The following is a 14,650-nucleotide window of genomic DNA, read 5'->3' as shown; positions in this document are numbered from 1 at the left end:
ATCTCTGTGGGTGTAGGAATTGGAAAAAGCGGATATAGAAAAAGAGCTTCTCCCTTGGTAAAGTGATGTTTGACGCACAACACACCAAGAAGGAGGAAGCTCCTGTGAGCCACTTTACCACAATAATGCCGACGATGAAAGAGATTGAGCAATGGATTTTCCGGAAAATGCAGGAGGAATTCGCTCGTGCGATGAAGCAGGTGCTGGAGGCGCTGGATCAGCAGATCCTGGAGCAACGGGACCGAGAGCGTTATCGAGTAAAGGACGAGCGTGAAACAAGCGTCAACACAGTGTTCGGGAATGTGCGCTTTAAGCGGAGATTGTACTGTGACCGTAGAAGCGGCAAACACGTGTATCTGCTGGATCAGCTGTTGCAATTCGAAGGGCGCGGGAAAGTCAGTCCGCATTTGGAAGAGACAGCAATCGCATTCGCAAGCCAAGGACCGTCGTACCGGGACAGCGCAAAGCGGCTGGAGCAGCTTTTGGGCTACAATGTGCTGAGCCACCAAGCGATCAGGGAAAAACTGATGGAGCGTGCGCAACAGCCGATGCCAGCGGTGAAACGGCGCGCTGCCCGCGTGCTGTTCGTGGAAGTGGATGGGCTGTACACGAAGCTGCAGCGGAGCAAAAAGCGCGGGATGGAGAACGCAATTGCAGTCGTACACGAAGGCTGGGAGAAGAACGGCAAGCGGGTACAGCTGAAGAACAAACAGCATTACCTGCATACGAGCGGCGGCGACTTCTGGGAAGGGTTCGGGGACTTTCTGGTGGAGCGTTACGAAATCGACGAGAACACGTGGCTTGTGGTGAACGGAGACGGCGCGGCGTGGATCGGGGAATGTACATCCTACTTTCACCAATGTCTGTACATGCTGGACCGCTTTCATGTGGCGCGTGATTTGAAACGCTTTGTTGGTCATTTGCCGCAGGTGTGGGAGACCGTGAGACGGTCTTTGGCCAAACAGGATGCAGCCGCGCTTATGGCGGTCCTGGAAGGCGTGTCGGAGCAAGAGATAGCGGAAGAGAACCGGAAGGATTGGAAGCCGTATAAAAGATTTCTAAAGCGGCATGAGAAGCATTTGGACGACTACCGAAAAACACTCCAGGCGAAGGGGATCGACACAAGCGGCATGCGCCCGATGGGAAGCGCGGAATCGCAGATGCGTATATTCGCCAAGCGGACGAAGCGTGGCGGGTACAGTTGGAGTGAGCGAGGCGTCAGGGCGATGCTGAGGACGATGATGAGGATTCAAGAAGCGGGCACGGTGGTAAGAACGGTTGAAGGACAAGCGAGTAAGCAGGCAACGCCGCAGCAGTCGATAAACATGCGGCAATTGCTCAAGAACGTGACGCAACCGGTCAAGGGTTGTATCGCTGGAATGATTCGCATGCTGCAAGGACCGAAGCAAAGCAGCACAACGGGTATGGCACTCAAAGCACTTCGCGGATAACGGCAAAAAATTCTGACAAATCACTTGTGTTTGATGAAAGAACGAAGCAAAGCGCTTACAAGGAAGAGGTTCCTTCGGGGTTCGCGTTCCAGGCATCTTAAATGACTGCCCACGCTAGCTTGACACTGACCGCGCGCCGACAAAGCTTGCACAAGCGCTTGAAACATAATATCATGAGTAAAGAACTTTACAGGCAATTAAAGGGAGGATTTTGTAGGATGATTTTTGAAAATACGGGACTTGTCGGTCTGAAAAGCGACCTGGCATTTTTGGACGAAGTAGCTGAAAAAACGGGATTCGTGCGCTGGCAGTGGGAATACACCCGGGCTACATACGATTATAAAATCGAGGATAAAGACACGAACTCGGAATATTTCCTGCGCATGAACACGCGCGCCGTCGAAGGAAAGCTGGAAAAGCCGCACGCCGTGCTCGAAATCGAAGCCGTTTACATGGGAAAAGCGACATTCCCCCACGGGCTGGAATACGAGACGCCGATTCCTTCCAAAATTCTTAACGTCGCCAACCAAAAAATCCAGCAATTCAAAGCTGCGCTGGAAGCTTAGGGCAGGCCCTTTATGACTCAAGAGAAACCCCAACTGAGGAAAAGAGGGGCACCGGATTTTCAGCTGCTAATCCTTACTTTTCTGTTGGTCGGTTTTGGGCTGGTGATGGTGTTTAGTGCCAGTTCAAGCCTCACCATTTCCAGCGAGAAATTCAATCATGACCCGCTTTATTTCACGAAAAAGCAGTTCATTTGGGCCATCCTGGGCACCGTTGTCATGTTTGTGGCGATGAACATCCATTACACCAAATATAAAAAGCTGTTCGTGCCGATGTTTTTCTTCACCGTGATATTGCTGGTGCTCGTGCCCTTTACGAGCGGCATCAACGGCGCCCGCAGCTGGCTGCAGATCGCCGGACTCGGGATCCAGCCGACGGAGCTCGCCAAAATCACGATCATCCTGTATCTTTCCGCTTTGATCGTCAAAAAGGGAGAGCGCTTCAGGGATTTGCGGACGGGTTATATTCCCGTCATGGTCATCGTCGGCTTCGTGGCCGGGCTTATCATGATGCAGCCGGATCTGGGCTCCACCCTGATCCTCGTGGCGACAAGCGCGCTCATCATTTATGCGGGAGGCGCCAGCCTGAAACATATGCTCGGCTCGTTCCTCCTGGTCGTTCTGGGAGCGAGCCTCGTGCTTGGCGCCAATTCCCTGATCAAATCGATCACGCATAGCGATGCGCCGCAGACGCAGTCGAGCAATTACAAGATGGGACGGATCATGGCTTGGATCGATCCCTACCAGGATCCCGAAGATACGGGTTACAACCTGATTCAGTCTTTGACCGCGATCGGGAACGGCCAAGTGACCGGCACCGGCTTCGGCAAAAGCATCCAAAAGCTGAATTACATCAAAAATCCGTACAACGACTTTATTTTTCCGGTCATGGCGGAGGAATTCGGCTTTATCGGGACAAGCCTGTTCCTGCTGGTCTACGTCTATTTTCTATGGCGGGGCATCATCATCGCGCTCAGGTGTCCCGATCCTTTCGGAACGCTCGTGGGGATCGGCGTCATGGGGCTGTTCGCGATCCAAGCCTTCGTCAACATCGGCGGGGTGTCGCAGACCATCCCTTTGACCGGGGTTACCCTTCCGTTCATCAGTTACGGAGGCAGCTCCCTGCTGATCATGATGTTTGCCATGGGAATCATGCTGAGCATTTCGCGATCGGTGAACCAGCCTGCCAAACAGGAAGTCGTCAAGTCCGTGCAAATCAAAAGAGACTACCGGAGATCCGTGTAGTCTCTTTTTTTCGGTTCGATCCAAGGTGATGCCGTCCTGTCGGCTCTGTTTAGCCGCTTTATTTCGCGCGCGTCGTAACGTCCTCGATTTCATCGTCCTTGAAGGCGACGCCTTCGACCTTGACGTTTACTTCCACGACCCGCAGCCCCGTCATGCTTTCCACCGCCGTGCGGACATTTTGCTGCAGCATGCGGCATACCTCGTGGATCGGGGTTTCATACAAAACGATGATCCGCAAATCGATCGCGGCTTCGAGCTGCCCGACCTCCACGGTAACGCCTTTCTGCACGTTTTTGCCGCTCAGGCGCTTGGCCCAGCCTTCCGACAATCCGCCCGACATGGCGGCAATGCCAGGGGTTTCGAGCGCAGCCAATCCGGCAATTTTCGATACGACATCATCTGCGATCCGGATCGTTCCGGACTCCAATTGAAGTTGTTCAGTCATTCCCCTTCCTCCTTCGCCTCATTATCAATTATTGTAAATCCTACGGGAATCAAAAGCAAATATCGGAAGGCCGATTTGTTTACAACTTAGCATGTTTTGGGTATATTGAGAAAGAATGTTCATCCTACATATCTCGAGGTGTCGAAAATTGAAAAAATGGTTGAGCCCTTTTCTACTGATTGCATTCTTCGTCCTGAGCGGGATCGCCCACTACGGGGGCTGGGATTCGACGATTCAGTTCGTTCTCGCAGCCATCTCCGTCATCTTTGTGGCAGGCTTCCTGGGGAAAGCGACGGAAAGCGTCGCCCACTATGCCGGCCAGCGCTTGGGCGGTTTTCTGAATGCAACATTCGGTAACGCAGCCGAGCTGATCATCGCCATCTTTCTCGTCAAAGAAGGGCTGTTCGATATGGTGAAGGCGAGCTTGACCGGTTCCATCATCGGCAACCTGCTGCTGGTGCTTGGATTAAGCATTTTTGCAGGCGGCTTGAAATTCAAGATCCAGAGCTTCAACGTTTCGCTGGCCGGCATGAACGGATCGCTCATGATCGTGGCGGTTATTTCTTTGTTTGTTCCGGCCGTGTTCCTGAACACGCATGCCATCACGACCAGCGATTCCAAGACGCTGAGCCTGATCGTGGCGGGCATTTTGATCGTGGCGTACATTTTCTGGCTTATTTTTTCCATGATCACGCATAAGGATTACCTCGCCGACGTGACGGAAAACGAGGAGCTGCCGCATGAGCATGGGCCCGAGTGGTCCAAGGGCAGATCGATCCTTTACCTGATTATCGCCACCGTCATGGTCGCGTTTGTCAGCGAATGGCTTGTCGGGACACTGGAGACGTTTACGAGCAAATTCGGCCTGAGCGAGCTGTTTGTCGGCGCCTTCCTTGTCGCGATCATCGGGAACGCTGCCGAACACAGCGCGGCGATTATGCTGGCCATGAAAAACAAAATCGGCGCGGCCGTCGAAATTGCCGTGGGCAGCAGCCTGCAGATCGCCCTGTTTGTAGCGCCCGTGCTCGTGTTTGCCAGCTTTTTCTTCGGCAACACCATGAACCTCGTATTTTCGGTCATTGAACTGCTGGCCATCGGGGTATCGGTATTTATCGCCAAATCGATTATCCAGGACGGCAAAACCAACTGGTACGAAGGTTTGCTGCTGCTGGTCGTTTATGTCATCCTCGGCGTTTCCTTTTTTATGGTATAACGTGCCGGCGTACAAAAAAAGCATGGACTCCGTTCAAGGAGTTCATGCTTTTTAACGTGTGGCCCCGAAAAAAAGAACGGGCTTATTCCGCCTTCTTGTTGTTCAGTGCCTCGTAAAGGATCGCCAAATTGCGTTCGAGCTGGCTGACAAGCTGTTTGCCTGCCGCCTCGGGGAGCAGCCCTGCTCTGACCGCGAAGTCGACTTCTCTGGAAAATCCGTACATCTGGGTGTCCAGCACTTCCTCATAGAGAGGGCAATAGCGGGTTGCCAGATTCTCCATTTGTACTTCGATAAGCTTCTGTATTTTATCTGCATCTTCTTGTAGAAGACTGATTGCTTTCATGTTCAACTGTTCCTGCAGCTCAGAAGAAGTCATGCATCTTCCCCCCTATGTCCAAAAGTCACACCCTTGTTCTCTTCTTTAATATTAGACGAAATCAGAGCCCAATACAAGAACATCGTAATAAAAACGTCCACCGGCGCACCTTCGCCGAAGCCGGACCGCTTTAATCCGAAGCATCATCGGGAAAAATAGTTTGCATATTCGTGAAAGACCGCTTAAAAAAAGCGCCCTGCCGCATGGGCAGAACGCTTTTTTTAGAATCATTATTCTTCTACGACTTCGACTTTCAGGCCGTGTTTCGCGAATACTTCTTTCATAGCCGCTTTCGCCTCATCCGCATCCGGTCCATGAACATGGAGTTCATAGCCTTTATTGCTTACAAGGGTCGTAAACAAACCCAGAATGCTTTTGACATCAATGTACTTGTTGTCTGCCTGAAGCACAATGGAAGAAGTAAACTTGCCCGCTGTCTGGGCGATTTCCACTACAGCTGCGTTATTACTGGACATTGTGATCCCTCCGTAGCTTTTGGTATCAGGTATTATATTCATGCTGCCAATTTCATGATACATTGAATCCGCTTTCCTGTGCAAGGGATTTCTGGTTCGTTTTCGAAGATTACACCAACTGGTCCGGGTTGAGGCCTTTCAGCTCGTCGATCACGAACAATCCGTCCTTGCGGATCAGCACGTCGTCAAAATAAATTTCGCCGCCGCCGTAATCCGGGCGCTGGATCAAAACGATATCCCAGTGGATCGACGAACGGTTGCCGTTGTCGCAATCCTCATAGGCTTGCCCCGGCGTAAAATGGATGCTGCCCGCGATTTTTTCGTCGAACAGGGTATCCTTCATCGGATGCAGAATGTACGGGTTAAAACCGATCGCAAACTCGCCGATGTAACGGGCGCCTTCGTCGGAATCGAGGATTTGGTTCAAGCGCTCGGTATCATTGCTTGTCGCTTCGACGATCTTTCCGTCCTTAAACGTGAACTTGATGTTTTCGAAGGTGATGCCTTGATATACGGTGCTGGTGTTGTAGCTGATCGTGCCGTTGACGGAATCGCGGACGGGCGCGCTATATACTTCGCCGTCGGGGATGTTTTTTTCGCCCGCGCATTTCGTCGCCCCGATCCCTTTGATCGAAAACGTCAAATCGGTGCCCGGACCGACGATCCGGACTTTGTCCGTTTTTCTCATCAGCTCGGCAAGGGGATCCTGCGCTTTGTCCATTTTGGCGTAATCCAGGTTGCACACGTCGAAGTAGAAATCCTCGAAGGCTTCGGTGCTCTGATTGGACAGTTGCGCCATGCTCGCGTTCGGATAACGCAGAACGACCCATTTCGTATGGTTGACGCGCTGCCCGCTGTGAACGGGATGATTGTACAGGCGGTTAAACAAACGCATTTTGTCGTCCGGCACGTCCGCGAGGTCGTTTACGTTTTCGCCGGAACGGATGCCGATGTAGCAGTCCATTTTTTTCATGCGTTCCAAATCGTATTCCGCCCACGTTTTAACCATTTCTTCGGTTGCGTTCATGAGCATCGCGCGCTGCACCCCTCGGTCCGTCAATTCGACGAACGGGTTGCCCCCGCGTTTATGTACCTCTTCGATCACGGCTTTCAGCAAATCCCGCTCCGAGCCGATCATTTCGACCAGGACATTTTCGCCCGGCTGTACGTTTACCGAATAACCCACCAGATTTTCGGCAAGCTTCTGAATTCTAGGATCTCGCATCTGTTTATTCCTCCTAAAAATCCGTGCAGTATATTTTTTTGAACAAAGGTTAATTTATTCGTCCTCTATTGTAGCACTTTCTTCCGCCTTCAAACAGTAAGAAAACGCCGATCGGCGTACTTCGCAGGATGAACCGCGGCGTCTAGCGGAATGTTTAATCCATCGACCAAAAGAGCCGCACCCCCGTCATGGGTGAAAAGCGACGTCGTTGACCATCTGTTCATGTTCCTCCCGATGATGCAGATTGAGGTAGCGTATATCGCTCTCGGAAGAAAGCTTGACCGGAAAGCCGGTCCGTTTGTCGATCGTCAAATAATACACCATTTCGACTTCCGCGTGTTCGAGCATTTGCCTCATCTGGCCGTTGCCCTTGTTCCATACGTCGGTCAGCCGGCGCTTTTCCTTGGCGGAAAGCCCTTGGTCGGATTCCTCTGCCTGCTTCCGGACCGCATCCATCTCGGTTTCCAGCTGCTCGGTAAGCCACTGTTTGGCGGCCGGCGGGGTAAGCTCGATCCGGAGCACCTTCGTTCCGCGCGCAGCGCCCGAAGCCTCCCTGATCTGTTTCGGAAGCTTGTCGATCGCGTCGAGTTGTGCGAGCGGATTAAACCGGGCCAGGGACGTGCCCAGCGCCGCGCTGCCCTCGCTGAACAGATGAACCCAATGGCCGTCCTGCCGCCGGAATCCGGATTCGGCTGCATGGTAGCTGCTGGTTCGCACCGCATTCGACGCATCCTTGCCGGCGGCTTGCGCAGGCAGCATGCTGCGGATCGTCAGCTTGTCGTGTTCGGTCAGGATCCCCTCGTAGGCCAAGCTCTCCCGAAAGCCTTTTTCCGATTGGGTACGTACGGCCGCTTCCCCGCTAAACTTGAAGGAATCGATGCCGGCTAACCCGCCGAGTGTCTGTTTGAACCACGCTTCCGGGCTTTTTTGGTTTTGGAACATGCCGCACCCCGTCAACCCCAAACATATGCACAGCGATACGGCAAAACCGCGGCAGAATCTCCTCTTTTTCATAAGGCATCCCTCTTCTCGCACTTTTGGGCTTAGGCTTGCCTTTGCCGCAAACGATTATGCAGCCGTCGTCCGAAAACGGGCCGCGCGGAACGCCCCCGAACTATTATTTTTGCGCAAAAAAAGAGCGCCTGCTGCTTGGCACAGATCGCTCTTTCTCATTCGTTCATGTCTTCGATTTGAATTTGGTTGCGGCCGCTGTTTTTGGCGCGGTACAACGCCATGTCGGCTCTGTAAAACAGGCTGTCCACGCTGATGTGCTTGTCGAGAATGCACCATTCGGCAATGCCGCTCGACACGGTCACGCCGGGATTGGTCTCCTGCGCCACCCGCGTCCGGATCGTTTCCGCCACCTTCATGGCCTGATGAAGGCCGAGCTGCGGCAAATATACCGCAAGTTCTTCGCCGCCCCATCTTGCGGGAATGTCGACGGGCCGGATGGACGTTTTCAAAATTTCGCTGACCTGCTTCAAAATTTTGTCGCCTTTTTGATGGCCGTAAGTATCGTTGACCTGCTTGAACTGGTCGATGTCCACGACGATCAGGGAGCCGCAAAAATCTTTGGCCTGCGAATCCTGGATCGCTTCGTCGAGATAATGGCGGGCATACATGTCGGTAAGCATATCGCGGTTCGCCATGCGCCTGAGCTCGGCATGCAGCAGAGCGTTGCTGACGGACAGCCCGATATGGCTGGCCAGCGTTTGGAGCAGGCGGTAATTGTCGTAGGAGAAAAAATGCGGGCTGCGATGCGTCAGCAAGACGGCTCCGATCACCTTGCCGTTGACGCTTAACGGCGTAGCGATCAGCGATTGCGATCCGGTCACTTCCATCAGTTTGGACGATACCTTGGTGTTCAAATGGTAATCCGATAAAATGATCGGTTCCTTTTTTTCGTACACCAGTCCGCCGAAGCCGTAATCTTTGCTGAAAAGGTCCCGCGAAAGCGACGGCTCGTTGCACGACATGACCTCGAGCATGTTTCGTTCCTCATTCCATTGAAGGAAGCAGCAATAATCCGCGTTAAAAATATTGAGCAGTTCCCCCGTCGCGAGTTTGTAGATGTCCGCGAGCTGCAGGCTTTGGTTGAGCCGCTGCGTCAGTTCGTTGATCAGCCGGAGCTCATGGATCAGCAAATTGGATTGCTCGTACAGCTTGGCGTTTTCAAAAGCATTGCCGGCGGTATCGATCATCATCGTAATGAGCTGCAGATCCAGATCTTCCTTCAGTTCGCGGGTCATTTTCAGATGGAACACGCCGTAAATGCCCTGCTTGCCTCCGAACGGAATGGCGATCTCGGCCTCATCCCGTCCCTCCATGCCCTCCTGAACCGTCAATCTTCCGTCCATAAAGGCCCGCACGCAAATGTCTTCGCCCCACGGGTGGAACACCAGCGGTCTCACCCTCGGGTTGCGGTGCTCGTGATCCTGGGACATCATGAGGTTGAGCTCAATGGAAGGATACAGGATCGCGATGCTGTCGAGCACTTCGGTGATCACCGTATCCACGTCGATTTGGTCATGCATCCGCTGCATGATTTGGAACAGGATCGATCTGCGGCTCGCCTCGCGTTCCGCATTTTTTTGAACCTTCATGACGTCGGACACGAATATGTATTCATAGCGTTTGAAAAAACAAGAGCGGTAATGCAGCGCGGTCGCACGGACGGCATCGGTGCCGCTGACGCTGCCATCCTTCGGAAGCACGCAAGCAAGCACGGCAACAAGCAGCTCCCCGTTCCGCGACAGTATGGGCACGAGGCAAATCCTTCGTCCGGCGAATCCATAACGGCCGGATGGTCCGATATCGCCGCAAACCGTATCATGCGATGCCAGGCAGCGCTTCAAAAGGTCCGGGCAATGCGCGGCAAGCAGTTCATGGACCGCCGTCTCGCCGCATGCGTATGCGCCCTCGTGATCGGCGACGGCCCAATCGGATTGCTGCGATAAAGGCAGCGCCCCCGTCTCCTTTCGCCAATCCTCGAAGGATTGCTGCAGGACCTCCCGAACGTAAGGCAAGTCATGGCCGGTGATGTCCATCTCCTTCAACCATAAATGAGAAGACTCGCTCGGAGACGCCGATTCAATATGGGTCTGAAACAAACTTTGATGTTTGGAAAAATCCTGTTGATGTTCTGGCATTAGCAGGCGCTCCTTTACACCGTGTTAAAAGGTGTCGCACGGCACCATGGTGGTCGAAATAAGCGGTAAATCTTCAAAAACTTTCATAATACCCTTATTCTACTCTCTTCAAACCGATTTTGCATCAAAATTTCAGAGATTTTGTCCTACTTTTTTAGGACCATAGGCCTATCGACAAAATTAGACGTTTCTCGATATTTCTCAGGACTTGACTTTGCCATGAGCATTCGTTTAAAATCTATTGATGAACAAGACTGTATTCAGTCTGAATTTGGGCGTAACGTTGTGTCACCCTCTCGCGGTTTGTTGCTGATTCGAACAGCGGCTGAACTTTTCAATCAGGTGTTACTGCCGATAAGGCTAACACAATCAACTAACCCGGCGCAAATAGAGCCCTATTTCACATTAATATTTGAAAATAAAGGAGTCTACTATAACATGGCACGTTACACTGGTCCTAAATTTAAACTGAGCCGCCGTTTGGGCATCTCCCTCAGCGGTACAGGCAAAGAATTGAAGCGCCCTTTCCCTCCGGGACAACACGGTCCTAACCAACGGAGAAAAGTGAGCAACTACGGCATGCAGCTCGCTGAAAAGCAAAAACTGCGCCACATGTACGGTTTGGGTGAAAAGCAGTTCAGCACTCTTTTCCACAGAGCTCAAAAAATGCAAGGGATCGCCGGCGAAAACTTCATGTTCTTGCTGGAAAGCCGCCTGGACAACCTCGTTTACCGTCTTGGCTTCGCCAACTCCCGTGCAGGCGCTCGTCAGCTGGTTTCCCACGGTCACATCACCGTTAACGGGAAAAAAGTCGACGTTGCTTCCTACATGGTGAACATCGGCGACGTAATCGGTCTTCGCGAAAGAAGCCGCGGCCTCTCTTCCATCAAAGAAGCTTTGGAAAACCGCAGCCATCTTCCAGGCTACCTGGAATACAACGATGCGGCAATGGAAGGCAAATACATCCGTTTGCCTGAACGCGCTGAGCTTTCCCAAGACATCGACGAAAAACAAATCGTCGAATTCTACAACCGTTAATCTTTGCCTTAAAGAAAGCCCGGAACCTTCGGTTCCGGGCTTTTTGCCGTTTTTCGGGACCGTTTCGGCCCGCCTGCTTTGTACGATTTGCCCTTCAAATATGTCAAATCTCACGAAAAAAAGCCCTCATTCGCTCCCTGCATTCAAAATCCGCAAATTATGCTATAATAGTTCCGTTAAAAGGAGGAACGCACGCGAATGGTTGAAAATAACAATAAAAAACCGGATAAGCAGCCAGCCACGAAACCGAGGCGGTCCTACGCCCGGGTCACGGGCCTGGTCATCCTCTGGCTGTTTGTCGTCGGACTGATGGGAGCCCTGTTCGTCGGAGGCGCCGCCATGGGTTACGTCGCTCATATCGTCAAAGACGAACCCGTCCGCTCCAGGGAACTGATCGATCAGAAAATGGGTGAAAACGCCATCACCAGCTTTGCTTATTTTCGCGACCAACAGACGCCCATCGGTCAAATCCGCACGGATGAAGACCGGCGTCCCGTGGAATACAAGCAAATTCCGAAATTAGTCATCGATGCCGTCATTTCCATAGAAGACAACCACTTTTTTGAACATAATGGCGTAGACATGAAAGGCACGCTGCGTGCCGTAAGGCAAAAGGTGCTGAAAGAATCCGTCCAAACCGGCGGCAGCACGCTGACGCAGCAGTTGGCCAGACGCGTTTTCCTGAGCCTCGACAAGACCGATGACCGGAAGATCAAGGAGATATTGCTTGCGCTCCGCCTGGAGCGGTTCATGACGAAAGAAGAGATTCTGACCGCTTACCTGAATAAGGTGCCTTTCGGCAAGGGCGCCAGCGGATACAACTTGTACGGAATCAAAGCAGCTGCAAAGGGCATTTTTAATATCAATGATCTGAATCAGCTTAACGTCGCTCAGGCCGCTTACCTTGCGGGGTTGCCGCAGCTTCCGACCCGATACTCCGCTTACAATTCCAAGGGCGATTTTAATCCGGACGCCTTCAAGCGCGCGCTGGACCGCCAGCACCTCGTGCTGCGCCGCATGCTGGAGGAAAACAAAATCACGGAAGCCCAGTACAAGGAAGCGATGGCCTTCGATATCCGCAAGGCGCTCGCTCCCCGCGTCGAAAAGGCGTATTCGACCTACCCTTACCTGATGATGGAGACCGAACGCCAGGCTTCGGAAATTTTGATGGAGCTGAATTTGAAAAACGCGGGCAAAGACCCGGAAGATCCGTCCGAAAGAGACGGCGATCTGCTCGAGGCGGCAAATCAACAGCTGAAGACCGGCGGATACCGCGTATATACCACCATCGATAAACGCGTTTATAATTCGATGCATAAAATCGGCGAAAACAAGGATAACTTCGGACCGGACAGCAAAACGAAAGGTCCTGAGCAAACGGCCGCCATGATGATCGACAACAAGACGGGCGCCATTTTGGGCATGCTCGAAGGCCGGGATTTCAACAAAGAACAGATGAACTACGCCACGCAGATGGTTCGTCAGCCGGGGTCGACCATGAAACCGATCGCCGCTTATCTGCCTGCCATCGAATCCGGCGCCATCCAGCCCGCAAGCATCCTGGACGACGCCCCGATCATTCTGAAGGACGGCCAAAAGGGATTCCACATCCCGAAAAACTCGACTTCGGGTTACAGCGGGTTGATGACGGCCCGGAAAGCGTTGAACAAGTCCGTGAACACGATCGCCTTGAAGCTGTATAACAATGTCGTCGGCATCGATGCGGCTTGGGCTTTTTCCAAAAAGCTCGGCATCACGACGATCCAAAAAGAGGATTACTCGGCCCAAACGGGCGTCCTGGGCGGTCTGAAGTACGGAGTCACCGTCGAAGAGCTGACGAACGCCTACAGCGCCATCGCCAACCAAGGTACGTTCAACGATGCTTACATGATCGAAAAAATCGTCGATTCGAACGGCAACATCGTTTATCAGCATGAATCCAAGCCTGTGCAGGCATTTTCGAAGCAAACCGCTTATCTGATGACCGATATGCTTCGCACCGTCATTACGGACGGAACCGGCGATGTTGTCCGCAAAAACTACAAGCATTTCAAACGAATCCCGATCGTCGGGAAAACCGGTTCTACGCAAAACTATGCCGACGTTTGGTTTATGGGCTATTCGCCTGACGTCACGCTTGGCGTATGGGTAGGCTACAAGGAGCCGAAAAACACCCTGACGACCAAATCGGCCAGAAAACGGGCCCAGTCCATATGGACGTTGATCATGAACGAAGTCGCTGAAAAGGAAGCGGATTTGTTCAAGACGGCGAAATTCGATAAACCCGAAGGCATCGTTTCCAAGACGGTATCGGCCTATAGCGGTAAACTGCCGACTTCCTTAACCGATAAATTCGTGACCGATCTGTTTAACGTAAAATACGTGCCTAAAGCAAGCGATGACGCCATCGCCAAAGTCAAATACATCACGTACAACGGGGTCAACTACATTCCGAAGGATGGGACGCCTGAGGATATGCTGAAGGAAAAGGTCGTCATTAAACGCGAGAAACCGATTCCGGACCTCATCAAGGAGCTTGAAGCCGCATTCGCCAAAATGCGCGGAGGCCATGAGCCGCTTTCCTACTATATTCCGCGCGATGCCGGCGAGGATATGCCGACCGAAATCGATCCGCGCGTGGATGACGGCGCTCCTCCGGCTGCGCCAGGCAACGTCAGAATGGCCTTGAACGGCAGCAGCGCAACGATTACGTTCAATCCATCCGGGCAATCGGATGTCGTCGGATACCGGCTGTACCGGTCCCAAAACGGCGGCGCTTTCCAAAATACGGGCAAAATCGTGCTGGCGGGCAATGCGACTTCATTCACCAGCCCTGCCGATGCCGGTTCCGCATTTTATGTGACGGCGGTCGATGTCGCAGGCAAAGAATCGGCGCCAAGCGCAACGGTAAGCAGCCTCGGCGACGGAACGCTCGGGCTCCCTGGAGACAACGGCGCAAACACGGACCCCGGCGTTCCGATTGATCCAGGCACATCGGTCGACCCGGGCACGTCGCTCGATCCGGGCGCTAATGGCCAGCAAATTCCGGGCCAATCCGTTACGGGTTCGGACGCGCAGCTGCAGGCGCCAGCTTCGCCTGTAAGCCTGCAGATTTCGCCGCTGGAAAACGGCATCCTGTTCCAATGGAATCCGTCCCGTCCTGAGGAGAAGGTGACGGAATACTACGTTTATTACAGCGAGAAACCCAATGGATCCTATTCCAAAATCGGCTCCAGCCGGGAGCCCGGCTTCCAATATGCTGCAGCGGCGCCGGTAGCGGGTTATTTCCGGGTCACGGCCGTTAATTCGGCGGGGGAATCTCCTCCATCCCCGGCCTCGTATTTCGAGAAAAAATGACGGCCATCCAAGGCTTATCCTGCAAATCGCAGGGTAAGCCTTTTTTCTACGTTCTAAAGTCAACTTCCAAGAAAACGCTCCGTCCCGCCCCACCCTAACCCCTGCTTCCCGG

At 52.9% G+C, this 14,650-nt stretch carries 12 protein-coding genes; 6 read left to right on the top strand and 6 right to left on the bottom strand.

All coding sequences use genetic code 11. The features are described 5' to 3' along the window. Positions 1-104 precede the first annotated feature (104 nt). The 3 genes from MKY58_RS08265 to ftsW all read left to right on the top strand — a co-directional run bounded on the left by MKY58_RS08265 (position 105) and on the right by ftsW (position 3,259). Positions 105-1,451 (top strand): ISLre2-like element ISTco1 family transposase, encoded by a 1,347-nt coding sequence (locus MKY58_RS08265; RefSeq protein WP_339320778.1) that lies wholly within the window; start codon positions 105-107, stop codon positions 1,449-1,451. Positions 1,452-1,669: 218 nt separating this feature from the next. After that, positions 1,670-2,017 (top strand): YugN family protein, encoded by a 348-nt coding sequence (locus MKY58_RS08260; RefSeq protein ID WP_036707659.1) that lies wholly within the window; start codon positions 1,670-1,672, stop codon positions 2,015-2,017. Between the two features lie 12 nt (positions 2,018-2,029). Further along, entirely contained in the window at positions 2,030-3,259 is a 1,230-nt protein-coding gene (ftsW, locus tag MKY58_RS08255; RefSeq protein ID WP_339324168.1) for a putative lipid II flippase FtsW, read from the top strand. Between the two features lie 58 nt (positions 3,260-3,317). Here the strand turns inward: ftsW and MKY58_RS08250 are convergent, their stop codons facing one another. Beyond that, positions 3,318-3,704 carry an Asp23/Gls24 family envelope stress response protein gene (locus MKY58_RS08250; RefSeq protein ID WP_339324167.1) on the bottom strand — a complete coding sequence of 129 codons (387 nt, stop codon included), beginning with the start codon at positions 3,702-3,704 and terminating at the stop codon, positions 3,318-3,320. A gap of 148 nt (positions 3,705-3,852) precedes the next feature. Here MKY58_RS08250 and cax point away from each other — a divergent pair, with 148 nt between their 5' ends. Continuing rightward, the gene (cax, locus tag MKY58_RS08245) at positions 3,853-4,917 is read left to right on the top strand and encodes a calcium/proton exchanger (protein ID WP_339324166.1); all 1,065 of its coding nucleotides are present in this window, start codon (positions 3,853-3,855) and stop codon (positions 4,915-4,917) included. Positions 4,918-4,999: 82 nt separating this feature from the next. On the opposite strand, the gene MKY58_RS08240 is transcribed toward cax, so the two are convergent. The 5 genes from MKY58_RS08240 to MKY58_RS08220 all read right to left on the bottom strand — a co-directional run bounded on the left by MKY58_RS08240 (position 5,000) and on the right by MKY58_RS08220 (position 10,143). Then, complete coding sequence (locus MKY58_RS08240; protein ID WP_036707656.1) at positions 5,000-5,293, bottom strand: YlaN family protein; 294 nt, start codon at positions 5,291-5,293, stop codon at positions 5,000-5,002. Positions 5,294-5,523: 230 nt separating this feature from the next. Next, positions 5,524-5,769 carry an HPr family phosphocarrier protein gene (locus MKY58_RS08235; protein WP_036707782.1) on the bottom strand — a complete coding sequence of 82 codons (246 nt, stop codon included), beginning with the start codon at positions 5,767-5,769 and terminating at the stop codon, positions 5,524-5,526. A gap of 109 nt (positions 5,770-5,878) precedes the next feature. Beyond that, the gene (locus MKY58_RS08230) at positions 5,879-6,994 is read right to left on the bottom strand and encodes an aminopeptidase (protein ID WP_036707653.1); all 1,116 of its coding nucleotides are present in this window, start codon (positions 6,992-6,994) and stop codon (positions 5,879-5,881) included. 186 nt (positions 6,995-7,180) lie between these two features. After that, a complete protein-coding gene (locus MKY58_RS08225; RefSeq protein WP_339324165.1) occupies positions 7,181-8,008 on the bottom strand; it encodes a hypothetical protein in 828 nt (275 codons plus the stop codon). A 155-nt stretch (positions 8,009-8,163) separates the two neighbouring features. Then, entirely contained in the window at positions 8,164-10,143 is a 1,980-nt protein-coding gene (locus MKY58_RS08220; RefSeq protein WP_339324164.1) for a sensor domain-containing diguanylate cyclase, read from the bottom strand. A gap of 438 nt (positions 10,144-10,581) precedes the next feature. Here MKY58_RS08220 and rpsD point away from each other — a divergent pair, with 438 nt between their 5' ends. Next, positions 10,582-11,181, top strand: coding sequence for a 30S ribosomal protein S4 (gene rpsD / locus MKY58_RS08215; protein WP_339325086.1), 600 nt, complete (start codon positions 10,582-10,584; stop codon positions 11,179-11,181). Positions 11,182-11,379: 198 nt separating this feature from the next. Further along, complete coding sequence (locus MKY58_RS08210) at positions 11,380-14,538, top strand: transglycosylase domain-containing protein (RefSeq protein ID WP_339324163.1); 3,159 nt, start codon at positions 11,380-11,382, stop codon at positions 14,536-14,538. Positions 14,539-14,650: the final 112 nt, after the last annotated feature.

It is taken from the genome of Paenibacillus sp. FSL W8-0194 (assembly GCF_037969745.1).
Classification (GTDB): domain Bacteria; phylum Bacillota; class Bacilli; order Paenibacillales; family Paenibacillaceae; genus Paenibacillus_AQ; species Paenibacillus_AQ cookii.
Note: the sequence above shows the minus strand (reverse complement) of the source record. Positions and strands in the feature narration are given on the sequence as shown.